The organism is Serratia sp. AR11 (assembly GCF_056376275.1).
In genome coordinates this window covers 664,857-687,378 of record NZ_CM150739.1, presented here as the reverse complement: position 1 = coordinate 687,378, position 22,522 = coordinate 664,857, and the positions used below count along the sequence as shown (strand labels likewise).

The following is a 22,522-nucleotide window of genomic DNA, read 5'->3' as shown; positions in this document are numbered from 1 at the left end:
CGCTCATGAAGTTGACGACGGAAAAGCAGACGGTGAAGCAAGCCGTTGAAACACAGGTCTACGGTAAGATCACACGCCGCCTGATCCCTTTTTTGATCCTGTGTTATTTCTTCGCTTACCTGGACCGCGTTAACGTCGGGTTCGCCAAGCTGCATATGCAGGATGCTTTGAACTTCAGCGATACCGTCTATGGCCTGGGCGCCGGTATCTTCTTCATTGGTTATTTTATTTTTGAGTTGCCCAGCAATCTGCTGATGCAACGCTTTGGGCCACGATTCTGGATAGCCCGCATCATGGCGACTTGGGCAGTACTGTCAGCGGCCATGATGTTTGTCACCACCCCCACCAGCTTTTACGTGTTGCGCTTTCTGCTCGGCGTGGCCGAAGCCGGTTTCTTCCCCGGCATCGTGTTCTATTTAACGCTGTGGTTCCCATCATGGCGTTCCGCCCGCACGCTGGGGCTGTTTATTCTGGTCACGCCGCTGTCGGTGATCATCGGCAGCCCGCTGTCGGGTTTGATCCTCAAGCTGTTTGAAAACGTCGGCGGCTTGCATAACTGGCAGTGGCTATTCCTGATTGAGGCAATCCCGTCTTTACTCCTGGCCTTTGTGGTGTTGCGTTACCTGGATAACAATGTGGCCGAAGCCAAGTGGCTAACCGCCGAAGAGAAAAACCTGGTACAGGCCGATCTGGCTAAAGATCAGGCCAACCGCGACCGGGCGGCCAACGGCAAAGCGGCTCACAGTCTCAAAGAGATGCTGGCTAACCGCTACGTCTGGCTATTGGCATTGATTTTCTTCAGTTTTAATGTCGGCTACTACGGCATCAGTTTCTGGCTACCTTCCATCATCAAAACCTCGGGCATCAGCGACGATTTGCAAATCGGCCTGCTGGCGGCCTTGCCCTACGTATTTGGCGCGTTGTTTATGATATGGAACAGCCGACACTCCGATCTGAAACAGGAGCGGCGCTGGCATATCGCCATCCCGGCGGTGATCGGCTGCATCGGGCTGACACTCAGCGCTTACTGCAGCGGCTCGACCTTCTGGATGATGACGTGGATCTGCGTTGCCATGTCCGGCACCCTGGCGCTGATCCCCACCTATATCAGCCTGCCGGGCGCATTGCTTTCCGGCACTGCGGCAGCAGCCGGTATCGCACTGGTGAATTCGGTCGGCAATCTCGCGGGGTTCTTCGGCCCCACGGTGCTCGGCTGGCTGAAAGACCAAACCGGCCAGACTGACAGTGGACTGTATATTTTGGCGGGCTTCCTGCTGCTCTGCGCCCCGTTGATCTTCATGCTTCCGGCCAGATTGATAAACCCAAAGATCAAACCGCATCAGGCGACTCAGCCTGATACCGAAGGCCCTTTAAATATAACTGAGAGATTTTAATTATGAGCGGATGTGGAACCTGTGGCGGCGGCAGTTGCGGCGCGCATTTTAACCCAATCCTCGAGGGTGATGACGGTGCGCTGAAACGTGCGTTGTATAAATCGATGGGCCACAGCGACGAACAACTGCGACGCCCGGTGATCGCCGTGGTCAACAGTTATACCAATGCCACCGCCGGCCACGTCAACCTCAATGAACTGACGGCCAGGGTGTTACAGGGTATTGAAGAGGCCGGTGGTGTCGGCATGGTGTTCGGTACTATCGCCCCCTGCGATGGCATTGCCGAAGGACATCTGGGCATGCGCTACATCCTGGCCGCCCGCGAGGTGATCACCGCCTCAATTGAAGTGATGATGCGCGCCCATCGTTTCGACGGCATGGTACTGCTGGGATCTTGCGACAAAATTGTGCCTGCCATGCTGATGGCGGCGGCACGGCTGGACGTTCCGGCGATCATGGTCAACGGTGGGCCGATGTATCCGGCGGAATATAAAGGCAAGCACTGGGACGGCAACATCGTCACCGAAGCCATCGGCTGGAAAAAACGCGGCGAAATCGATGAGGCAGAATTCGCTCATATCGAAAATATCGCCGAGCCAGGCCCCGGCTCCTGCACCATGTACGGTACGGCTAACACCATGTGCTGTATCGGCGAAGTTTTGGGTATGAGCCTGCCGGGTAGCAGCACACTGCCGGCGGTATCAGCAGAGCGGCGCGAATGTGCTGTCGAAACCGGCCGCCAGGCAGTGGCGCTGGTGCTCAATGGCATCAACGCACGCCAAATCATCACCACCGCATCGATCCGTAATGCGATGGTCTATCTGTTGGCCACTGGGGGGTCCACCAACGCCATTTTGCATCTGCAAGCCATTTATTACGAAGCCGAACTGGGGCATCTGCCGCTGTCCGCCTTCGATGAGCTGAGCCATCAGGTGCCGCTGGTCGCCTCGCTGTACCCGGCCTCCGAGCATGACATGATTGATTTCTGGGAGGCGGGCGGCGTACCGGCGGTCGAAGTTGAGATTGCCAAACTGCTCGACCTTAACGCCTTGACCGTCACCGGCAAAACCAAGGCTGAGCTAGTGGCGAAGACCCCGCCGAGCCGACGTCCGGAGGTCATCCACACCCTGGCCATTCCGGTGCGCAATGAAGCCGGCGTTGCCGTGCTGCACGGCAACCTGTCGCCGCTCGGCTGCGTGGTGAAGCCTGCGGCCGTGCCGGAAAATTTGATGCGTTTCCGTGGTCCCGCTGTGGTGTTCAACAGCGAGCAGGAATCGGTCGACGCCATTATGTCCGGTCAAATTAAGCCGGGTAGCGCACTGGTGTTGCGTTACGAAGGGCCTAAAGGCGGCCCCGGCATGCCGGAAATGTATAAACCGATGAAATCACTGGAAGGTATGGGCCTGTCCGACAGTTGCGCCTTGATCACCGATGGCCGTTTCTCCGGTTCCAACCGCGGGCTGTTTGTCGGCCACATTTCACCTGAGGCGGTGGAGGGCGGCGAACTGGCACTGGTGCAGAACGGAGACCCGATCTCCATCGATATTCCAGCTCGTACCCTAACGCTGCATGTCAGCGAGAGCGAACTGATCCTGCGACGTAAAACCTGGCAACCGGTGGATAAAGAAGTGCCACGCGGTTTCCTGCGACTTTATCGCCGCTGGGCAATGCCGGCCGCTCAGGGTGCCGTACTGGCTGACAGGGAGGAAGAATAATGAGCCGTTATCAAGCCGCAGATATTTGCGGCGTCAATCCTATTGTCGCTATGCCGTTTAGGGCTGACGGCGAGATAGATGAAGCAAGTTTTGTGCGATTGCTGGAGCATTTAGCCGCCACCGGCGTTCAGGGAACGACGCTGTTTGGCATCGCCAGTGAGTTCCCTAAACTGGACGACCGCGAACGCGCTCGGCTGGCGGAAATATTTATCGCCACGCTGGCGGGCGCCCCACTGTACCGCGCGATCTCAGTCACCGATCACAGCAGCGAAGTCGCCGTTAAACGCGCTCGTCATTATCAACAACTGGGGGCGGACGCGTTGATGCTGCTGCCGCCATTTTTCCTGCAGCCCAGTCCGCAGGCGATCCAACAGCACATTTTTGCCGTACTGGATGCCGTAGACATCCCGGTGATGGTGCAATACGCGCCGGGCGAAACCGGGTCGCCGATCACGCCTCAACAATTGGCTGACGTGGCGGCACGCTACCCCCATGCGGTGTTCAAGATAGAGTGCAATCCGCCGGTGGATTACACCAAAGAATTTCTGCAACTGGCGCCGCAGGCCAGCGTGTTAAATGGCTATGCCGGGCTTTATATGTTGCAGATGCTGGCGGCGGGCGGCAAAGGCGTGATGCCCGGCGGTTCGTTCAGTGAGGTTTATCTGCGGATTTATCGCCACTGGCAAGCCGGAGAGACTGAACTGGCGCAAAGGCTGCATCAGGCACTCTTGCCTTACATTCAGCGCTGGATGAGCCACTGCGAATACATTATTCAGGTTGAGAAGACGATTCTGCAGCGGCGCAATATCATTGCCACCGATTACTGCCGTCACCCCGGCTGGCAACTCACCGCAGACGATCACCTGATGATCGACCGGTTTTTAGGCCAGTTTTCTCTTTAGCAAAACAGTCCTTGCCGAGGTTTATATGCTTATCGACAAATCCGGACGAGTGGTGATCGTCACCGGTGCCAGCCAGGGCATAGGTCTGGCTATTACCAAGGCCTTTCTCGCTAACGGCGATAGCGTTATGGGTTGCGCCGAACCAGCCCTGGAGAAAGCCCCCCATGCCCAGCAATTGCGGCGCGAGTACCCGCAACATTTTTTCTACGACTCGGTGGATGTCACGCAGACCACCGAGATAAAACGTTTTGTCGCCAATACTGAGCAACGGTTCCATCGTATCGATATTGTGGTTTCCAACGCCGGTAAAAACGTTTTCAAAGGCATTGATTGCGAAGAAGAAGACTGGACACATAACTTCAATCTCAATCTGCGCTCACATTGGTATCTGGCCAAATGTGCCCGTGCGGCCCTGACCCAAAGCCGTGGCGTGATCCTGGTGATCACCTCCAACCACGCATTCTCCACCCTGCCGGGCTGTGCGCCGTATAACATCAGCAAGCGGGCACTACTCTCCCTGGTACAAAGCCTGACTATCGAGTGGGGTCCGGCGATCCGCACTCTGGGGATTGCTCCTGGTTTTATCGATACCGAAGGCAACCAAACCTGGTTCGATAGCCACCCAGATGCCAAACTGGCGCGGGAAAGAACCGTAAACAAGCACCCGGTCGGCCGCCTGGGAGCACCTGAAGAAGTCGGTGATTTGTGTTTGTTTCTCGCCAGTGAACACGCGGGATTTATCGCAGGCACCACGATTGTGATGGACGGAGGGCGCAGTGCCATCATGCAGGATGAAGACCCCGACTAACTGAAAGAAAAACGGGGAGCCAAAGCCCCCCGTTCGACAGACCATTCAACCGGCTAGGTTAACGTAGCCACCTCGTCGGCGATTGCCATCAGTGCATCATGACGGGCGTAATCGGTCTGCACCACCGCAGCACGCTGCCGATAAGCCGGCTGATCCAGAATTTGCTGCACCGCCTGACGCAACTGCCCCTCATCCGGGGTGCTGGTATGCAGGCTAATGCCGCAGCCCGCTGCCACCACTCTGGCGGCGGCTTCGAGTTTATCCTCGCCGGTTCCAGCAACAATCAATGGTACTCCCTGATCCAGGGCGTAGTTGATTGAGCCATAGCCACCGTTGGTGATCAGCAGCGCCGCCTGCGGCAGCCAGTGTTCGAAAGAGATAAACTCCCGCGCTCTGGCGTTAGCGGGCAACAGCGCCAGCAGTGGGTCGACGGCACGCCCGCCAGTGGTCGCCAAAACCCGTACCGGCAATTCAGCCAGTGCTTTCAGCGTCGGGACAATCAACTGGTGCAGATCGACATTCGCCAGCGTCCCCTGCGAAACAATCACCAACGGCCGCCGGTCGGCCTCCTCCCATTCATCGGTGGCTTCAACCGCCGCCACCGCGCTGCGCAGCGGCCCGATAAAGCGCACGCTGTCCGGCAGATCTTCGCGCTGATACTCCAGCGCCGGAGTGGCCAGTTGCAAAAAGCGATCGCAGCCGCCAATCAACGCATCGGTAAAAGGCTGTTGCAGCGGCCGGCTACCAGATTGTGCCATCGCAATATCAAAACTCCGTTGCACCTCATCAATTAACGCGCGAGTGTCTTCGTCCACCAACTGCTCTCGCTGCAGCTCTCGTGGCAACAGCGCAGGAGGAATACGCGGCCCATAGAAGATTGAATCCCTTGAGGAATACGACAACGGCGTTACCCCAATGCCAATCACCGGTGGACGATCCGTCCTCTGTAACAACGGCAGCACCCCATAAAAGCAGTTTTCCACGATCAACAGATCAGGAGTCTCGGCAGCCATCACGCTGCGTAACTGCTGATCCAACAACGGGATCGGGGCGGCAAAGAAGTCTTTCAGCGCCAGTGCCATCTGTGCATTGCCCGGTGGTAGCGCAGCCCGTTCAGGAAAGTGCTGCTCAAGATAGCGATAGTCGAAATCTACCCGCTCATCAAAGGCGATAAACTGCGCGCCTGCTGCCTCAGCGCGTTGACGAAACAGCGCACCGGTCATCACCCGCACCCGGTGCCCTTGCCCAATCAAGTACCGGGCAATGCTCAGCATCGGATAAACGTGGCCGGGCGTGGCCACTGCGGTCATCAGAATACTTGCCATAGGGATTAAACCTCTGCGTTAGCTGGCTTCAGTGCCTGATTGGCGCACACCGGGTTGCTCTGAATATGCACCCGCTGCAAATGGCGAGCAGAACGCGCGGTAAAGCCTTCGCGCCCGTGCAGCAGCGAGAAGTTATCCGCTATCACCACATCTCCCTGCTGCCATTGATGGGCGTAATAATGACGCGGATCGTAGAGATGCTGTTGCAGGGTCTGATGAAATGCCTCCTGCTGCTCCTGCGGCACCCCGTGATATTCCAGCGCGTGCTGGTTAAGGAACTTTTTGCCTTCGGTCGGCGGCTCGTTGTAGCGCATGATCTGCCCATTACCGTTCGGATGATCCACTACCAGCGGCGAACGAACCTCACCGCCGTAATGCACCACCTGCTTAATGCGATAAGAGATCGACACTTCCCGCCACTGCGCCAACAAAGACTCATCGGCATTAGCCAGCAGGCACGTGGTGTCGACAAAGGTAGTGCGGCCGCCTTCATCCTGTGAAGGTGCTGCCACACAATGGAACAGCTGGAATTCCGGAATGGTCGGCTTGTACATGCCATCCCAATGCAACGGCACATAGCTGCTGTCGAAAATATGATCTTTGGCATCCGGATGCTCTTTCACGTCCAGCACCGCTCCGAACGGCCACATCATGATTTCGCCCCAGCCTTCGGCATAGCGGGTTAGTAACTGCGGATCGGTAAAACCAGAGTCGAAGCCGCGCAGCACCAGCAGGTGATGCTGCTGGGCCAGTGAACGAAGCGCTGCCACCGGCAGTTCGCGAATAGATTGGCCAGGATACTGCGGGGTCAGCACTGCGCCAAAAGGGGTATTAAGTTCAATGCGGCAGTTCAGCGTTTGATTTTCCATGGGTCACTCTCCTTGAATCGAATTTGCTGCTCACACGGCCACCGTGCCGTTAAAAGACGCCCGTTAAAGTGGCGGGCGCAAGATGCTGCATTACGCCATCTGTGGCTGTTCAACCAGGTAATGGCTGGGTGTTCCGCGGATCGCCACCAGTTCGCCCGCCAGCTGCTGCGCGTCTTTGCGCTTCATCAGCACAAACTGTCCGTTAACGTTGGCTGCCACGCCATGCCAGGGAGTCAGCCAGTCGTCTTTGGTCGGCATCATGTGGATCCCCATTTTCAGGCTGTCGGCGGGCTGTGGGTGAATCGACAAACGTATTGCCAGCGGGAAATGCTGGGCCAGCAAATTGCCCCAGGCCCAACTGCGCTGGATCACGCCACAGGCGCGCTGTTTGGCGTCTTTCTGCAGCGCTGCATTGGAGCCGCTGTAGCCCGGTAGTTGGCTGTCTTCATACAGGAATCGGGTGATTGCACGATACAACTGCAACCCCTGCTCGTCCTGCATCAACCGGTGTTTGATCGTCTCCTCCGGCTCGGCATAGCCGTCAACCAGCAACTGCCGCAGCAGGTCATAGTCACCGGTATACTCGGCCAGCCCTTCCACGTCACCCAGATTGAAAACGCTCAGATGAGTCGCCCCCACCTCGTGCAGCAGGTTTTCAATTTCATGCTGATAACGGTTGATCGCGTCGTCGCTGACACGGATTAAATCACCGAAAACGTGGCCATCGGAGCAGATGATGATATGAGCACCCGGCGGGTAATAAAGCTGAATACGCTGACAGAGGGAATTAAGAAATATCAATGACAGTCGTTCGGCCATATCGGGCAGTGCACCGATCACCTTATTAGTATTGGGTGATTTGGTCGGGAAGGCAGGCAGGACAAATTCAATGCGCTGCTCATTTTCAATAAATTCCCGAATACGCGGTAATTGCACCAGAGCAACTGCCTGTTCCTCTTCAGCGTTTGAACTTTCCCCACCCGGAAATCGACGCCGATATTGCAATAGCTCATGAAGGATTTTTAACGATATTTGTTCAATGCGAGCACTATCCACAATTAACTCCTGTTCAGATGTGGCACAGGCAACTTATTTGCAAACGCAATAAGACTTATCAAAAAGAGAGAGGCCGAACGGGAAGTCGGACTTACCTCGCGATTTATCTGCGTCAGGCAATATAGAAGAGATAATGCTATATTATTAGCCCTTATAATTAACAATCTTGGTTAAGTTGAACTTAACAAACTATGAGTAATATTCTAAAACGCATGGCTATTTTTTCTAAAGTTGTCGATTGCGGCGCATTCAGCACGGCAGCCAAAGAATTAGGCATTACAACCTCCGCCGTCAGCCAACATATCCGCCTGCTGGAAAACGAGTTGGGCATTCAATTACTTCTGCGTTCTACCCGTTCACTGAGCCTGACCGAGGCCGGGCTGTGTTTTTATGAGGATTGCGTGTTGATGATCCATGCCGCCGAACGCGGGCAACAACGTATTGCCGCGCTACGCGGTGAACTGGCCGGGGAACTGCGCGTCGCCACCTCTACGGAGTTTGCCACTCATTATCTGGTACCGGCGCTGCAAAGCTTCCTGGACGAACACCCGCGCATCACACTGAGGCTGGAAATTCATGATGAAAAGATCGACCTGATAAACCAGCGTATTGATCTGGCGATCCGCGGTGGCGTGATGGCTGACTCCAGCTATGTCTCTACCCGTCTGGGGCGCTTTCGGGAAGTGCTGTGTGCCTCGCCGGCCTACCTTGCCAACCACGGCATGCCAGAAACTCCGCAGGCGTTGATGCACCATCAATGGGTCACTTTTACCCCGTTGGGGAATCCACAATTTGTTCGTCTGCTCCACCCTGATGGCGACGAGCATCGGCTGCGCATGACCGGGCGTTTATTTACCAATAACGGCATGGCAATGAAAGAATTGGCGCTGGCCGGTAAAGGGATCATCCGTAATTTCTTCGTCAATGTTGAAAAGGAATTGAACCGGGGTGAGCTGGTCGAGGTACTGCCAGAGTGGCGCCTACCAGATATTAGTTGCTATGCCATTATGCCGCGCAGGGACAGCCAACCATTAAAGGTCCGTCGTTTACTTGAACATATGAAAATCCATTTACAGCAAAAAGAGCAAAATTCCGTAGGACAATTACGCATTTAAAATAAGAATAATCTGTAACGCCAATTAATTTAGTTATTTAACCTTTCAGCCCGTTGCTGACCAGCACCAGAGTTTATTTAGATTGCAGCCTAATGATATTAACCTTAATAACTTTATCACTGTCTATATAATCATTCCCTCTGCCATTAATTCAAATTGTCAGAACAAATTTGACTTTAAATAACAGAAAATTTGAATCAGTCATTCCTCAAGTTCATTTTTAATAATTTTATTGCCGGGTACCGCTCCCTAAAAAAAAACGGAGAGCCGAAGCTCCCCGTTATCTTATTTATGCCCGATGCTGATTAATCGACCTGTTTGATATCAACCCGCAGCTCTTTCGGTACTTCGAACACGATGTTCTCTTCACGGCCGCTGACTTCCTGCACGTTGACACCGCCCAGCGCTTTCAGGCGGCTGATAACATCCTGTACCAACACATCAGGTGCCGAAGCCCCAGCGGTAACGCCGATATTATGAGCGTCCTTCAGCCAGGCTTCCTGAATGTCAGCGGCGGAATCGATCAGGTATGCCGGTTTGCCAACCCGCTGCGCCAATTCGGCCAAACGGTTGGAGTTGGACGAGTTTTTCGACCCCACCACCAGCACCACGTCCGCATCCCCGGCCAGGTTGCGTACCGCTTCCTGACGGTTGGTGGTTGCGTAGCAGATGTCGTCCTTACGCGGCCCGATAATGCTTGGGAAACGCTTGCGCAAGGCATCAATCACGTCAGAAGTGTCGTCCACCGACAGCGTGGTTTGCGTCATAAAGCACAGGTTGCTTTCATCCTTCACCTGCAGCTTCCAGACGTCGTCCGGTGACTCCACCAGGTACATGCCGCCCTTCGGGTTGCTGTACTGGCCCATGGTACCTTCCACTTCCGGGTGACCGGCGTGGCCGATCAGGATCGCCTCGGTGCCACGGCGGCTGGCTCGCGCCACCTCCATATGCACCTTGGTCACCAACGGGCAGGTGGCGTCAAACAACATGGTTAAATCACGCGCCTTGGCCTCTGCTCTTACCGCCTGGGAAACCCCGTGCGCCGAGAAGATCAGAATCGACCCGTCCGGCACTTCGGTGATTTCCTCAATAAACACCGCCCCACGCTCACGCAGGCTATCGACCACGTAGCGGTTATGCACCACTTCGTGACGCACGTAGATAGGCGCACCGTAAATTTCCAGCGCGCGTTCAACGATACTGATCGCACGATCAACCCCGGCGCAAAAGCCGCGTGGGTTAGCCAGCAATATTTGCATGCGTCTCCTCCTGCTGCGGATCGATCTCCAGCACTTCAATATCGAAGGTGACCGGATGGCCCGCCAGCGGATGGTTGAAATCAACGGTAATCGAATCTTCCGCCACCTCGCGCACCACACCCGGCATTTCGCTGCCGTCGACCGCGGTAAACAGCATGATGGTACCCGCGTCCGGTACGCCGGTTTCCGTGAAGTCACGACGTGAGAAGAACTGGACCAGGTCCGGGTTCTCTTCGCCGAACGCCGCTTCCGGTTGCAGGGTAAAGGCGCACTTGTCGCCCGCCTTCAGACCGAGTAACTGCGCTTCCAGCGGCTCGGACAGGCTGCCGTCGCCCAGACGAAACAGCGCCGGTTTACCGTTGCCACGAGTGGATTCTGCCGTCGTTCCGTCTTCCAGTTTCAGCGTGAAGTGAACCAATACTTCGCTGTCGCCCTTAACCTGAGCCGTCATATTACTCACCTTTGCTCTTTGCACTTTTGTTCGCCGGCGACAAGAAGCCTTCCAGCACGATCATCGCCGCCCCCACGCAGATAAAGCTATCCGCCAGGTTGAAGGTCGGGTAGTGCCAGTTGCCCACATAGAAGTCGATAAAATCGACCACGAAGCCGTGCCACAAGCGATCGAACAGGTTGCCGAGCGCTCCACCGATGATAAATGCATAGGCAATGTTGTTCAGTTTTTGCTGCGCCGAACTGCGGTACATCATCACCAGCAGCACCGCCACGATGGCGACGGCAATACCGGCGAAGAACCAGCGCTGCCAACCGCCGTGATCGGCCAGGAAGCTGAATGCGGCACCGTAGTTACGCGCATAAAACAGATTGAACGACGGGATCAGCGGCTGGGACTGGCCCAGCACGAAGTTACCGAGGATCCACTGCTTGCTGGCAAAATCCAGCACCAGCACTACCACTACCAGCCATAGCCAGCGCAAGCCGGTCGAACAAATAGGTTTACTCATCAGGCAAACTTACGCTTTTCGCCGTCGCCGGCTACGTTGACAACACAGCGGCCGCAGAGATCTGCGTGCTCCGCCACCAGGCCGATATCGGTGGTGTAATGCCAGCAGCGCGGGCACTTCTCACCTTCTGCGGTGCTGAAGGCAATTTTCAGGCCTTTCACCAGCTCTGCAGCTTGTGCATCTGCCGGCGCATCGGCCAGAGGTGCAACGCGCGCGCCGGAGGTCAGCAGCACAAAGCGCAGTTCATCCTGCAGGCTGTTGAGGCGTTCAGCCAGTTCGCTATCGGCATACAGCGTCACCGCGGCTTCCAGAGAACCGCCGAGACGTTTGTCTGCACGAGCCTGTTCCAGCACCTTGTTCACTTCGCCGCGGACTTTAAGCAGCTCGGCCCAGAAGCTATCGTTCATGCCTTCGCCTTCGGCCAGACCGAACAGGCCGTCGTACCACTCTTCAGTGAATACGTACTGCGCGCGTTTGCCCGGCAGGAAGGCCCAGATTTCATCGGCAGTGAACGACATGATCGGTGCCATCCAGCGAACCAGCGCTTCTGCGATATGGAACAAGGCAGTCTGGCAGCTACGGCGGGCGACGCTGTCGCTTTTCGCGGTGTACTGACGGTCCTTGATGATATCCAGATAGAAGGAGCCCATCTCAACAGAACAGAACTGCATCAGACGCTGTACCACTTCATGGAAATCGTAATTGGCGTAAGCCTTTTCGATATCCTGCTGCGCCGCCAGTGCACGACCCACCGCCCAGCGATCCAGGACTACCATCTCTTCCGGTGCCACGCAGTCGGTGCTCGGCTCAAACCCGTTCAGGTTGGCCAGCAGGAAGCGCGCGGTGTTACGGATGCGGCGGTAAGAATCGGCGGAGCGTTTCAGGATCTCGTCCGACACGGCAATTTCACCGGTGTAGTCGGTAGAAGCGACCCACAGGCGCAGGATGTCGCCACCCAGCTTGTTCATCACGTCTTGTGGACTGATGGTATTGCCGATCGACTTGGACATCTTGCGGCCCTGACCGTCCACGGTGAAGCCGTGGGTCAGAACTTCTTTATACGGTGCCTTGCCTTTCATCGCAGTGGAGATCATCAGTGATGACATAAACCAGCCGCGGTGTTGGTCGGAGCCTTCCAGATACATGTCGGCACCATGGCCATTGAACTCGGGACGAACGTCGACCACGGAAGAGTGGGTCGAACCAGAGTCGAACCAGACGTCCAGGGTGTCTGGTACTTTCACGTAATCGGCAGCATCCGCACCGAGAATGTCGGCCGCGTCCAGATCCCACCACGCCTGAATACCGTCCTGCTCAACGCGCTTGGCCACTTCTTCCATCAGCTCAACGCTGCGTGGGTGCAGTTGCTCGGTGTCTTTGTGCACAAACAGTGACATTGGCACGCCCCAGGTACGCTGACGCGAAATACACCAGTCCGGGCGGTTGGCAACCATGGTTTCGATGCGCGCCTGGCCCCATTCAGGGATCCACTGCACGCCTTTGATCTCTTCCAGCGACTGCTTGCGCAGGCCTTTCTGATCCATGCTGATGAACCATTGAGGGGTCGCGCGGAAGATGATCGGCGTTTTGTGGCGCCAGCAGCACGGGTAGCTGTGAACCAGTTTTTCCACGTGCAGCAATGCGCCTTGCTCACGCAGCAAGTCAACGATCAAATCGTTGGCCTTGAACACAAACTTGCCATCCAGCAGTGGATGGGTGCCGGTCAGATAGCAGCCGTTCGGCCCTACCGGATTGGCGATTTCCAGACCGTATTTCTGGCTGATGACAAAGTCATCCGGGCCATGGCCACCGGCGGTGTGTACCGCACCGGTACCGGCATCCAGCGTGACGTGCTCACCCATGATCGCCGGTACGTCGAAGCCCATGAACGGGTGTTCGAAACGCATCAGCTCCAGATCGGCACCTTTGCAACTGCCCAGGACTTCCCAATGGGTAATGCCCGCGCGTTTCATTACGCTTTCAACCAGCTCAGCCGCCAGGATCAGGCACTGGCCTTCTACCTGTACCAGCTGGTAGGCAAATTCCGGGTGCAGCGAGATGGCGCGGTTAGCCGGCAGCGTCCACGGGGTGGTGGTCCAGATAACCAGAGAAACCGGGCCGTTGAAGCGGGTCACGCCAAATTTGGTCGCTACGGCAGCCGCGTCAACCGCGTGGAAAGCCACATCGATCGACGGCGAAGTTTTGTCGTAATACTCCACTTCCGCTTCCGCCAGGGAAGAACGGCAATCGGTACACCAGTGCACCGGCTTGGCGCCTTTCAGCAGGTGACCGTTGCTGATGATTTTACCCAGCGCGCGGATGATGTTGGCTTCGGTTTTGAAGTCCATGGTCAGGTACGGGCGACCCCAGTCACCCAGCACGCCCAGGCGGATGAAGTCTTTCTTCTGGCCTTCAACCTGCTCGGCGGCGTACTCACGACACTTGATACGGAATTCTGCCGCGGTGAGTTTTTCACCCGGCTTGCCGTAAAGTTGCTCGACCTTCAGTTCGATCGGCAGGCCGTGGCAGTCCCAACCCGGAATGTAAGGCGAGTCGAAACCGGACATCCCTTTCGACTTGATAATAATGTCTTTGAGAATCTTGTTAACCGAGTGACCAATGTGAATGCTGCCGTTCGCATACGGAGGGCCGTCATGCAGAATGAAGGATTTCTTGCCCTTTTTGGCAGTACGAATCATCCCGTACAGATCCTGTTCATACCAACGTTGCAGCATGCCAGGTTCACGCTTGGCCAGATCGCCGCGCATCGGGAACCCTGTTTCCGGCAAGTTCAGGGTATTCTTGTAGTCACTCATTAGATTCTCGGTTCCGTTTTCGGCTATAGAGATTAAACCGGTGTCTGTAGCCCGAAGAACTTCCGGGCCGTCACCACATCATTGGCGATTTGCTGCTTCAGCGCATCGAGCGAAGCAAAACGCTGTTCATTGCGCAATTTCGCGCGGAGCACCACGTCTATATGGCGCCCGTAAAGATCCATTGTGACATCCAGCAGGTGGACTTCCAGCTGCTGTCGCACGCCGGCAACGGTTGGGCGTGTACCAATATTGGCCACGCCGGGGAGCGGCTGGGGCCCCAGGCCATAAACCTCCACCGCATAGACTCCCTTCACCGGGGCAACCAGGCGTTTCAGCGGCAGGTTGGCGGTGGGAAAGCCGATGGTACGGCCCAGTTCATCGCCGTGTACCACCCGACCAGAAATACTGTACGGATGGCCCAGCAGCGTTTCAGCCAATGCCAGGTCGTCATCGCGCAGCGCATTGCGGATCGCGGTGCTGCTGATGCGTTGATCGCCCTCGCGGAAGGTCGGCGTGCTAATCACTTCAAAACCGTATTCTTTCCCGGCTTTTTGCAATAGCGGAAAATCGCCCTGGCGAGTCGCGCCAAAGCGAAAATCATCCCCGACCATCAGGAATTTCACGCCCAGTTTCTCCACCAGCAGTTCGGCAACAAATGCCTGCGCCGTATTGGCAGCGAAACGCGGGTCGAACTTGACGCACAACAGGTAGTCAACGCCCGCCTGCGCCAGATATTTGGCCTTGTCACGCAAACGCGTGAGGCGGGCCGGTGCCTTGTCCGCTGCAAACATTTCCAGCGGCTGCGGCTCAAAGATCATGACCATCACTGGCAGCCCGAGGCGTTGCCCCTCTTGTTTCAGCTGCTCCAGCAACGCCTGGTGACCGCGGTGTACGCCGTCAAAGTTGCCGATGGTGAGCACGCAACCATGGTGGCGTGCCCGGATATTGTGAATGCCGCGAATTAGCTCCATAGCTGGCTCAAAACAGTGGAAATCGCCGGATTATACCTTGTACAGCGGTTAAGGTTAACCCGCGATTGGTGCCTTTATGTAATAGACATACCATACCGGAGATAATCTGCAGGTGAAACGCCCTGACCGCAGTTTATCCGGCGCCATCCGTATGATTACCGACTGCGGCCAAGGGGTTGCGGTGACCCTGGCAAATCATTGGTGAATTTTCTCGCGAAACACTGTATTCCCACGACCGAAGCTGGTAAAATCCTGCGCCATCACAACGTAGCAAGTGCCGCCCGTACAAACGGCGCTTATTTGCACAAATTCATTGACAAACGCAGGCCAAAAGGGCATATTCCTCGGCCTTCGAATTGTCCTCAATAGAATATATTTGGGAGTTGTACCTTGGCTAATATCAAGTCAGCTAAGAAACGCGCCGTACAGTCTGAGAAGCGTCGTAAGCATAACGCTAGCGGCCGCTCAATGATGCGTACCTACATCAAGAAAGTAGAAGCTGCTATCGCCACTGGCGACAAAGAAGCTGCGCAAGCTGCTTACGCTGTAATGAAACCAATCGTGGACCGCAAGGCTGCTAAAGGCCTGATCCACAAAAACAAAGCTGCACGCCATAAGTCAAACCTGTCGGCGCGCATCAACGCTTTGTAATAAGCATCGTGTTGTCTGCTTGAAAAAAAACCGGCTCAGGCCGGTTTTTTTACGTCTGCATTACCCGGTCTAGTAAGCAAACAACGCAGAGAAGTCCTTGTTGCACACCCGCTGTACCGCCGGATGCTGGATCATGCGCTCGGCAAAGATGATGTAGTACTCTTCCTGCACGCTATCAATACGTCCAATCTCCACCACGTCATCATCGTTATAGGTATCCTGCGCATACAGCGTCGGCGCAACGAAGATCGCGTTGTGGTACATGCCAAAAGTTTTCATCAGGGCCGCATCATCAAACTCGCCCAGGATCTCCACCTGAATGCCCTGGGTGTTAAACCAGTTCAGCAGTTTACGGCCCAACATCGAACGCCGACCCGGGATCAGCAGTTTTCGCTGTTCCAGACAGGCGGGGAACGGCAGATCCGGTGCCGGTTGGCGGCAGAAGAAACTGATACCGCATTCACCCAGCTTGAGCGAAAACAACCCTTCCTGCTGGCTGGAATCCACCGGGCAGTCTGACAGGATCATATCGAGCTTATGCTGACTGAGCTGCTCCAGCAGCATCTCATGCGTCGACTCAAAGCAGCGCAGGTGAATTTGCTCATTATCCACCACTACCGCCGTCTCCAGCACCTGGCTCACCAAACGTTTGGACAACGCATCCGCTACCCCGACGTCAAACAGCAGGTTGGATTCCTTGCGGTAATTAACGATATCCAGCATTTCCTGGCTGAGCATAAACATCTTGTCGGCATAGCGAAAAACCAGTTGCCCCAATTCGGATGGCACCAGCCCACGCCCCTGACGCTTGAACAGCTTGCCGTCCAAACGCTCCTCCAACGCTTTGATCTGGCCGGTGATGGTCTGCGGTGTCAGAAACAAGGCTTCTGCGGCGCCGACCACCGAACCTTCCTTGCAGACCTGCCAGAAGTAGTAAAGGTGATTAAAGTTGATATGCGACATCCTCACGAGGTGCTCTCCTTAACATTCCGTCATGGCAAAACTGCGGCCGTAACGAGCGACTAATGTCCTTTCCCTGTTTCAGACAACCTGTTGCTGCATTCGTCCCAAACAGAATGGCCGAAGCTGCGCATATTTTATCCTGCGCAGCTCCGACCAGCTATTGTATTGTAGTGAGTCCCCACGAACAGGGGATCCCCTAAAAGAGTTATCTGACTCGTGGTAACGACATGCGTAACAGACCATACCCGACCACCGCCGCCGTGGTTGACCCAATCAGGATCCCCAGTCGCGAATAGGTGCTCAGTACAACATCCGCATCGCCAAAGGCCAGCGAAGCGATAAATATCGACATGGTGAAACCAATACCACAGAGCACGGAAACGGCAAACACCTGTTTGAAACCAATTCCTTCAGGCAGCCTGGCAATACCCAGTTTCACTGCCAGCAGGCTAAAGGTGAAAATGCCCAACGGCTTACCGATAAACAGGCCTGCCGCAATGCCCACCGGCAACAGTGAGGTCAGCCCGCTCAGTGACACGCCTTGTAATGAAACCCCGGCGTTGGCAAAGGCAAACAGCGGCAGTATCAGGAATGCCACCCACGGATGCAGTTCATGCTCCAGCGTCTCTGACGGCGATGGCCCTTTCTTCACGTTCAGCGGGATCATAAAGCCGATAATAACCCCGGCCAGCGTCGCATGTACCCCGGACTTGAGGATAGCCACCCACAGAACCAGACCGACAATCATATAAAGTGAGGTTTTGCCCACCCCGCGCCAGTTCATAAACGCCAGCACGGCAATAGAGGCTGCTGCCACGCCCAATGCCGCCATCGAGACTTCGTGGGTATAGAACAGCGCGATAATCACAATGACCCCCAGGTCATCGATGATCGCCAGCGCCAACAGGAACACCTTCAGGCTGGTCGGCACGCGGTTACCCAATAGCGCCATCACCCCGAGGGCAAAGGCAATATCGGTTGCCGCCGGGATCGCCCATCCCTGACGAGTAACCTCGTCCGCCCCGTTGAACATCAGGTAAATCAATGCCGGTGCCAGCATGCCGCCCAGTGCGGCGATCGCCGGGAACACGGCCTTGTCGCGCCCGGCCAATGAACCTTGCATCAGCTCGCGCTTGACCTCCAGCCCGACCACCAGGAAAAAGATCGCCATCAGGCCGTCGTTAATCCACAACAGCAGTGGCTTGGCAATCTCCAGTGAGGACACTTTCACCATCACAGGCAAATTGAGGAAGGCGTGATAAATCCCCTGGGCTGGGGTATTGGCCATGATCAACGCGATAATCGCGGCTACGATCAGGATAATGCCGCCCGCGGCTTCCTGACGTAAAAATTGACGAATGATGTTGGTCACAATACGTCTCTCCAGAGCAGCGCAAGGCACAGACGGCCCTGCAGACAAAGTAATGGAATGAGTATAGACGGCGAATCACTTCGATAAAATACGTTTATAAATGCTTAAAACATCGTAAAAACCGATCTATAAGCGATTTATATCACACTTTAACCTGGGCTATTGGCGGAGGTTAAGCAATAAAAAACCCCGGTTTTGACGCCGGGGTTATTCAGTATGCTAACGGAAACAGTAGCTTAGCGCGTCAGGTCGTCAAAAAACTTTTTCACCCCGTCGAAGAAGCTCTTCGAACGTGGGCTGTTTTTATCACCGGAAGGGCCACCCAGGCTCTCTTCCAGTTCCTTCAGCAATTGCTTCTGCTTGTCGTTCAGGTTAACCGGGGTTTCTACCACCACACGGCACAGCAGGTCGCCCTGGCTGCCACCACGTACCGATTTGACACCCTTGCCGCGCATGCGGAACAGTTTGCCTGTCTGAGTCTCTGCCGGCACCTTCAGCTTCACACGGCCATCCAGCGTCGGGACTTCAATCTCGCCGCCCAATGCCGCCATCGCGAAGTTAATCGGCACTTCACAGTACAGGTTATTGCCTTCGCGCTCAAAGATAGGGTGCGCTTTCACCTGAACCTGAACGTACAGATCGCCTGCCGGCGCGCCGTGCTCACCCGCTTCACCCTCACCCGCCAGGCGGATGCGGTCACCGGTATCAACGCCGGCCGGGATTTTCACCGACAGCGTTTTGGCTTTCTCTACCCGGCCGTGGCCGTGGCAGCTATTGCATGGGTCTTTGATGATCTGACCACGACCATGACAGTGCGGACAGGCCTGCTGCACGGTAAAGAAGCCCTGGCGCATCTGCACCTGGCCCTGCCCATGACAGGTTGGACAGGTCACCGGCGAGCTGCCCGGCTTCGCGCCGCTGCCGTGGCAAACGCCACACTCTTCCAGCGTTGGGATGCGGATCTCTTTGGTCACGCCACGAACCGCTTCCTCGAGGGACAGCTCCATGTTGTAGCGCAGATCGGAACCGCGGCTGGCGCGCTGACGGCGGCCACCACCGAAGATGTCGCCAAATACGTCGCCAAAGATATCGCTGAATTCAGCACCGCCGCCAAACCCGCCGCCGCCGCCCATACCGCCTTGTTCAAAGGCCGCATGGCCGTATTGATCGTAGGCCGCACGTTTTTGAGCGTCAGTCAGGATTTCGTAGGCTTCCTTGATCTCTTTAAACCTGGCTTCGGCGTCTTGCTCCTGGTTGCGGTCAGGATGGAATTTCATCGCCAGACGTTTATACGCCTTTTTGATCTCACGCTCTTCCGCCGTCTTGGAGACGCCGAGAATCTCGTAATAGTCTTTCTTCGCCATTATTTCTGTAACCCTTAACATGCGTGCACGGGCGTAGAGTTGCCTCGACGCCCGTGCTGGTTTGCGGTAACGGCCTCTCGGCCGTTCCGTGCCCGCTTAAGGGCGATTATTTTTTGTCTTTAACTTCTTCGAACTCAGCGTCAACCACGTCGTCGTCTTTCTGCGCCGCGTTGTCAGCACCGGCATCAGCACCTTGCTGAGCCTGCTGCGCCTGAGCCATTTCCAGCAGCTTGCCGGAAACCTGCACCAGAGCCTGGGTCTTCGCTTCGATCTCGGCTTTATCTTCGCCTTTAACCGCTACTTCCAGATCTTTCAGCGCTGCTTCGATAGCCGTTTTGTCTTCCGCCGGCAGTTTATCGCCCGCTTCTTCCAACTGCTTACGAGTGCCGTGGATCAGGTGGTCGGCCTGGTTACGGGTCTGCACCAGCTCTTCGAACTTACGGTCCGCTTCGGCGTTCACTTCGGCATCACGCACCATTTTCTGGATTTCTTCTTCGTTCAGACCGGAAGAAGCCTTGATGGTGATTTTCTGTTCACGGCCAGTATTCTTGTCTTTGGCAGACACGTGCAGAATACCGTCAGCGTCGATGTCGAAGGTCACTTCGATCTGCGCCATACCGCGTGCAGCAGCCTGGATGCCGTCCAGGTTGAACTGGCCCAGTGACTTGTTATCGTTAGCGCGTTTACGCTCACCCTGCAGCACATGGATGGTTACCGCAGACTGGTTGTCTTCAGCGGTAGAGAACACCTGGCTGTGCTTGGTCGGGATAGTGGTGTTTTTGGTGATCAGCGGAGTCATCACGCTGCCCATGGTTTCGATACCCAGCGACAGCGGGGTAACGTCCAGCAGCAGAACGTCCTTCACATCACCGGCCAACACGCCGCCCTGTACCGCAGCACCCACCGCAACGGCTTCGTCCGGGTTAACGTCTTTACGCGGTTCTTTACCGAAGAAGTCAGCAACTTTCTTCTGAACCATTGGCATACGGGTCTGGCCACCGACCAGGATCACGTCCTGAATGTCGGAAACCGACAGGCCTGCGTCTTTCAGAGCTACTTTCAGCGGCTCGATAGAACGCGCAACCAGATCTTCAACCAGCGACTCGAGTTTTGCACGGGTCACTTTGATGTTCATGTGTTTAGGACCGCTCGCATCTGCAGTGATGTACGGCAGGTTAACGTCGGTCTGCTGAGCAGAAGACAGTTCAATCTTCGCTTTCTCAGCGGCTTCTTTCAGACGCTGCATCGCCAACGGATCGTTGCGCAGATCGAAACCTTGTTCTTTCTTGAACTCTTCCACCAGGTAGTTGATCAGGCGGCTGTCGAAGTCTTCACCACCCAGGTGGGTATCACCGTTGGTTGCCAGAACTTCGAAGGTTTTTTCGCCGTCAACTTCGTCGATTTCGATAATAGAGATATCGAAAGTACCGCCACCCAGGTCATAAACCGCGATGGTACGGTTGCCGACTTCTTTGTCCAGGCCGTAAGCCAGGGCCGCAGCGGTCGGTTCGTTGATGATACGTTTTACTTCCAGACCTGCGATACGGCCGGCGTCTTTGGTCGCCTGACGCTGTGCATCGTTGAAGTATGCAGGTACGGTGATAACCGCTTCAGTTACTGGTTCGCCCAGGTAATCTTCAGCCGTTTTCTTCATTTTCTTCAACACTTCAGCAGAGATCTGCGGAGGTGCTACACGCTGGCCTTTCACTTCAACCCATGCGTCGCCGTTATCAGCAGCCACAATTTTGTACGGCATGATGTCTTTATCACGCTGCGCTTCTTCATCCTGGAAGCGACGGCCAATCAGGCGCTTAATCGCAAACAGGGTGTTTTGTGGGTTGGTAACAGCCTGACGCTTAGCAGGTTGGCCAACCAGAATTTCACCATCCTGGGTATATGCGATGATCGAAGGTGTAGTACGGTCGCCTTCGCTGTTTTCCAGCACGCGCGCTTTACCACCATCCATAATTGCTACACAAGAGTTGGTAGTACCCAGGTCGATACCAATAATTTTGCCCATCTAAACGTCTCCACTAATAAATTCATATTCGGTCAGGTTGCTAACCTATATGTGGGCAATTTTTTGTTTTTCAACTGCCCAACATTTCAGTCTTAGCCGCGGTCAGCAACTGCGGTTGCAAATAAGATGGGGTCATACAACCGAGCATCAAGGGGCAGGACAAAAAAAAATTCTTTTTTATCGTCACTCAGATCATTGTTTCCTGTTCTGGGGATCATTATGATGCCGCGCGCTCTGATGGAAGTTATCAACTTTTCGGCCATTCAGACCATATATGAATTTACTTCACTGTTTCCGTTAATTTTCTGTTATTGCAGAGGACTTATGCACACCAACAAGTTGGCGAATCCCGGCCCTCTCGGCCTGATGGGCTTCGGGATGACCACCGTCTTGCTGAACCTGCACAACGCGGGCTTTTTCCCATTGAACTCCGCCATTATCAGCATGGGGATTTTCTTCGGTGGACTTGCCCAGATTATGGCCGGCCTGCTGGAATACAAGAAAGGCAACACCTTCGGGATGACGGCCTTTATCTCTTACGGCAGCTTCTGGCTGAGCCTGGTTGGGTTGCTGTTGCTGCCGCGTCTGGGTCTGGCGGAACCGACCGATGCCGGCGTGCTGGGGATTTACCTGGCACTGTGGGGCGTCTTCACGCTGTTCATGTTTTTCGGCACTCTGCGCGCCAACCGCGTGCTGCAGTTCGTGTTCGGCAGCCTGACGCTGCTGTTCGCTCTGCTGGCCATCGGTAACATCACCGGCAACCCTGCGCTGCTGAACTTTGCCGGCTACGAAGGCATTATCTGCGGTGCCAGCGCCATTTACCTGGCCATGGCGGAAGTGCTCAACGAGCAGTTTGGCCGCACGGTGCTGCCGATTGGCGAGCCAACAGTCGACAATGTAGAACCAATTCGGGCAGTGGCATAAACGCCACTGGCCTGAAACCAGAAGCCCTGCGGTTTA

At 55.5% G+C, this 22,522-nt stretch carries 19 protein-coding genes; 7 read left to right on the top strand and 12 right to left on the bottom strand.

Translation table 11 applies throughout. The features are described from left to right. Nucleotides 1–5: 5 nt before the first annotated feature. Genes ACSOSI_RS03230 through ACSOSI_RS03215 form a run of 4 tightly spaced genes read left to right on the top strand, consistent with a single transcriptional unit; the run spans nt 6 to nt 4,819 of the window. Nucleotides 6–1,394: an MFS transporter gene (locus ACSOSI_RS03230; RefSeq protein ID WP_126501273.1), complete on the top strand. Its 1,389-nt coding sequence runs from the start codon at nt 6–8 to the stop codon at nt 1,392–1,394. Nucleotides 1,395–1,396: 2 nt separating this feature from the next. Next, nucleotides 1,397–3,109: a dihydroxy-acid dehydratase gene (ilvD, locus tag ACSOSI_RS03225; RefSeq protein ID WP_476706542.1), complete on the top strand. Its 1,713-nt coding sequence runs from the start codon at nt 1,397–1,399 to the stop codon at nt 3,107–3,109. Continuing rightward, the gene (locus ACSOSI_RS03220; RefSeq protein WP_476706541.1) at nt 3,109–4,011 is read left to right on the top strand and encodes a dihydrodipicolinate synthase family protein; all 903 of its coding nucleotides are present in this window, start codon (nt 3,109–3,111) and stop codon (nt 4,009–4,011) included. The genes ilvD and ACSOSI_RS03220 overlap by 1 nt, the downstream gene beginning before the upstream one ends. A 25-nt stretch (nt 4,012–4,036) precedes the next feature. Beyond that, entirely contained in the window at nt 4,037–4,819 is a 783-nt protein-coding gene (locus tag ACSOSI_RS03215; protein WP_261427621.1) for an SDR family NAD(P)-dependent oxidoreductase, read from the top strand. A gap of 53 nt (nt 4,820–4,872) precedes the next feature. On the opposite strand, the gene ACSOSI_RS03210 is transcribed toward ACSOSI_RS03215, so the two are convergent. The 3 genes from ACSOSI_RS03210 to pvcA form a co-directional block, all read right to left on the bottom strand. Continuing rightward, nucleotides 4,873–6,129, bottom strand: a complete 1,257-nt coding sequence (locus ACSOSI_RS03210; RefSeq protein ID WP_476707244.1) for a glycosyltransferase — start codon at nt 6,127–6,129, stop codon at nt 4,873–4,875. Between the two features lie 20 nt (nt 6,130–6,149). Beyond that, nucleotides 6,150–7,013, bottom strand: a complete 864-nt coding sequence (locus tag ACSOSI_RS03205; RefSeq protein ID WP_012005155.1) for a TauD/TfdA dioxygenase family protein — start codon at nt 7,011–7,013, stop codon at nt 6,150–6,152. A gap of 90 nt (nt 7,014–7,103) precedes the next feature. Further along, on the bottom strand, nt 7,104–8,069 hold the full coding sequence (gene pvcA / locus ACSOSI_RS03200) for an L-tyrosine isonitrile synthase (RefSeq protein WP_476706540.1): 966 nt from the start codon (nt 8,067–8,069) through the stop codon (nt 7,104–7,106). A 191-nt stretch (nt 8,070–8,260) separates the two neighbouring features. Here pvcA and ACSOSI_RS03195 point away from each other — a divergent pair, with 191 nt between their 5' ends. After that, nucleotides 8,261–9,184 (top strand): LysR family transcriptional regulator, encoded by a 924-nt coding sequence (locus ACSOSI_RS03195; RefSeq protein ID WP_476706539.1) that lies wholly within the window; start codon nt 8,261–8,263, stop codon nt 9,182–9,184. 305 nt (nt 9,185–9,489) lie between these two features. Here ACSOSI_RS03195 and ispH read toward each other — a convergent pair whose 3' ends face one another. Genes ispH through ribF form a run of 5 tightly spaced genes read right to left on the bottom strand, consistent with a single transcriptional unit; the run spans nt 9,490 to nt 15,192 of the window. After that, complete coding sequence (gene ispH, locus ACSOSI_RS03190; RefSeq protein ID WP_012005152.1) at nt 9,490–10,443, bottom strand: 4-hydroxy-3-methylbut-2-enyl diphosphate reductase; 954 nt, start codon at nt 10,441–10,443, stop codon at nt 9,490–9,492. Continuing rightward, nucleotides 10,424–10,894 (bottom strand): FKBP-type peptidyl-prolyl cis-trans isomerase, encoded by a 471-nt coding sequence (gene fkpB / locus ACSOSI_RS03185; RefSeq protein WP_012005151.1) that lies wholly within the window; start codon nt 10,892–10,894, stop codon nt 10,424–10,426. The genes ispH and fkpB overlap by 20 nt, the downstream gene beginning before the upstream one ends. A gap of 1 nt (nt 10,895) precedes the next feature. Further along, the gene (gene lspA, locus ACSOSI_RS03180; RefSeq protein WP_012005150.1) at nt 10,896–11,405 is read right to left on the bottom strand and encodes a signal peptidase II; all 510 of its coding nucleotides are present in this window, start codon (nt 11,403–11,405) and stop codon (nt 10,896–10,898) included. Continuing rightward, entirely contained in the window at nt 11,405–14,221 is a 2,817-nt protein-coding gene (gene ileS, locus ACSOSI_RS03175; RefSeq protein ID WP_476706538.1) for an isoleucine--tRNA ligase, read from the bottom strand. The genes lspA and ileS overlap by 1 nt, the downstream gene beginning before the upstream one ends. A gap of 32 nt (nt 14,222–14,253) precedes the next feature. After that, nucleotides 14,254–15,192: a bifunctional riboflavin kinase/FAD synthetase gene (gene ribF / locus ACSOSI_RS03170; protein ID WP_012005148.1), complete on the bottom strand. Its 939-nt coding sequence runs from the start codon at nt 15,190–15,192 to the stop codon at nt 14,254–14,256. A 390-nt stretch (nt 15,193–15,582) separates the two neighbouring features. Here ribF and rpsT point away from each other — a divergent pair, with 390 nt between their 5' ends. Beyond that, nucleotides 15,583–15,843: a 30S ribosomal protein S20 gene (gene rpsT, locus ACSOSI_RS03165; protein ID WP_012005147.1), complete on the top strand. Its 261-nt coding sequence runs from the start codon at nt 15,583–15,585 to the stop codon at nt 15,841–15,843. Between the two features lie 69 nt (nt 15,844–15,912). Here rpsT and nhaR read toward each other — a convergent pair whose 3' ends face one another. From nhaR to dnaK, 4 genes are all read right to left on the bottom strand, one after another. Beyond that, nucleotides 15,913–16,812, bottom strand: a complete 900-nt coding sequence (nhaR, locus tag ACSOSI_RS03160; RefSeq protein WP_004950031.1) for a transcriptional activator NhaR — start codon at nt 16,810–16,812, stop codon at nt 15,913–15,915. A gap of 199 nt (nt 16,813–17,011) precedes the next feature. Beyond that, a complete protein-coding gene (gene nhaA, locus ACSOSI_RS03155; RefSeq protein WP_041418458.1) occupies nt 17,012–18,178 on the bottom strand; it encodes a Na+/H+ antiporter NhaA in 1,167 nt (388 codons plus the stop codon). A 236-nt stretch (nt 18,179–18,414) separates the two neighbouring features. Further along, a complete protein-coding gene (gene dnaJ, locus ACSOSI_RS03150; RefSeq protein ID WP_012005145.1) occupies nt 18,415–19,542 on the bottom strand; it encodes a molecular chaperone DnaJ in 1,128 nt (375 codons plus the stop codon). Nucleotides 19,543–19,648: 106 nt separating this feature from the next. Continuing rightward, nucleotides 19,649–21,562 (bottom strand): molecular chaperone DnaK, encoded by a 1,914-nt coding sequence (dnaK, locus tag ACSOSI_RS03145; protein WP_012005144.1) that lies wholly within the window; start codon nt 21,560–21,562, stop codon nt 19,649–19,651. A 324-nt stretch (nt 21,563–21,886) separates the two neighbouring features. On the opposite strand from dnaK, the gene satP reads away from it, so the two are divergent. Further along, nucleotides 21,887–22,486 carry an acetate uptake transporter gene (satP, locus tag ACSOSI_RS03140; protein ID WP_012005143.1) on the top strand — a complete coding sequence of 200 codons (600 nt, stop codon included), beginning with the start codon at nt 21,887–21,889 and terminating at the stop codon, nt 22,484–22,486. The last annotated feature ends 36 nt before the right edge of the window (nt 22,487–22,522 follow it).

Coding starts and splice junctions, on each gene's coding strand:
- fkpB (WP_012005151.1), bottom strand. CDS start 10,894: ATGACGGCTCAGGTTAAGGGCGACAGCGAAGTATTGGTTCACTTCACG.
- ilvD (WP_476706542.1), top strand. CDS start 1,397: ATGAGCGGATGTGGAACCTGTGGCGGCGGCAGTTGCGGCGCGCATTTT.
- dnaK (WP_012005144.1), bottom strand. CDS start 21,562: ATGGGCAAAATTATTGGTATCGACCTGGGTACTACCAACTCTTGTGTA.
- ispH (WP_012005152.1), bottom strand. CDS start 10,443: ATGCAAATATTGCTGGCTAACCCACGCGGCTTTTGCGCCGGGGTTGAT.
- ribF (WP_012005148.1), bottom strand. CDS start 15,192: ATGGAGCTAATTCGCGGCATTCACAATATCCGGGCACGCCACCATGGT.
- satP (WP_012005143.1), top strand. CDS start 21,887: ATGCACACCAACAAGTTGGCGAATCCCGGCCCTCTCGGCCTGATGGGC.
- ACSOSI_RS03215 (WP_261427621.1), top strand. CDS start 4,037: ATGCTTATCGACAAATCCGGACGAGTGGTGATCGTCACCGGTGCCAGC.
- ACSOSI_RS03195 (WP_476706539.1), top strand. CDS start 8,261: ATGAGTAATATTCTAAAACGCATGGCTATTTTTTCTAAAGTTGTCGAT.
- ileS (WP_476706538.1), bottom strand. CDS start 14,221: ATGAGTGACTACAAGAATACCCTGAACTTGCCGGAAACAGGGTTCCCG.
- ACSOSI_RS03230 (WP_126501273.1), top strand. CDS start 6: ATGAAGTTGACGACGGAAAAGCAGACGGTGAAGCAAGCCGTTGAAACA.
- lspA (WP_012005150.1), bottom strand. CDS start 11,405: ATGAGTAAACCTATTTGTTCGACCGGCTTGCGCTGGCTATGGCTGGTA.
- ACSOSI_RS03210 (WP_476707244.1), bottom strand. CDS start 6,129: ATGACCGCAGTGGCCACGCCCGGCCACGTTTATCCGATGCTGAGCATT.
- dnaJ (WP_012005145.1), bottom strand. CDS start 19,542: ATGGCGAAGAAAGACTATTACGAGATTCTCGGCGTCTCCAAGACGGCG.
- ACSOSI_RS03205 (WP_012005155.1), bottom strand. CDS start 7,013: ATGGAAAATCAAACGCTGAACTGCCGCATTGAACTTAATACCCCTTTT.
- ACSOSI_RS03220 (WP_476706541.1), top strand. CDS start 3,109: ATGAGCCGTTATCAAGCCGCAGATATTTGCGGCGTCAATCCTATTGTC.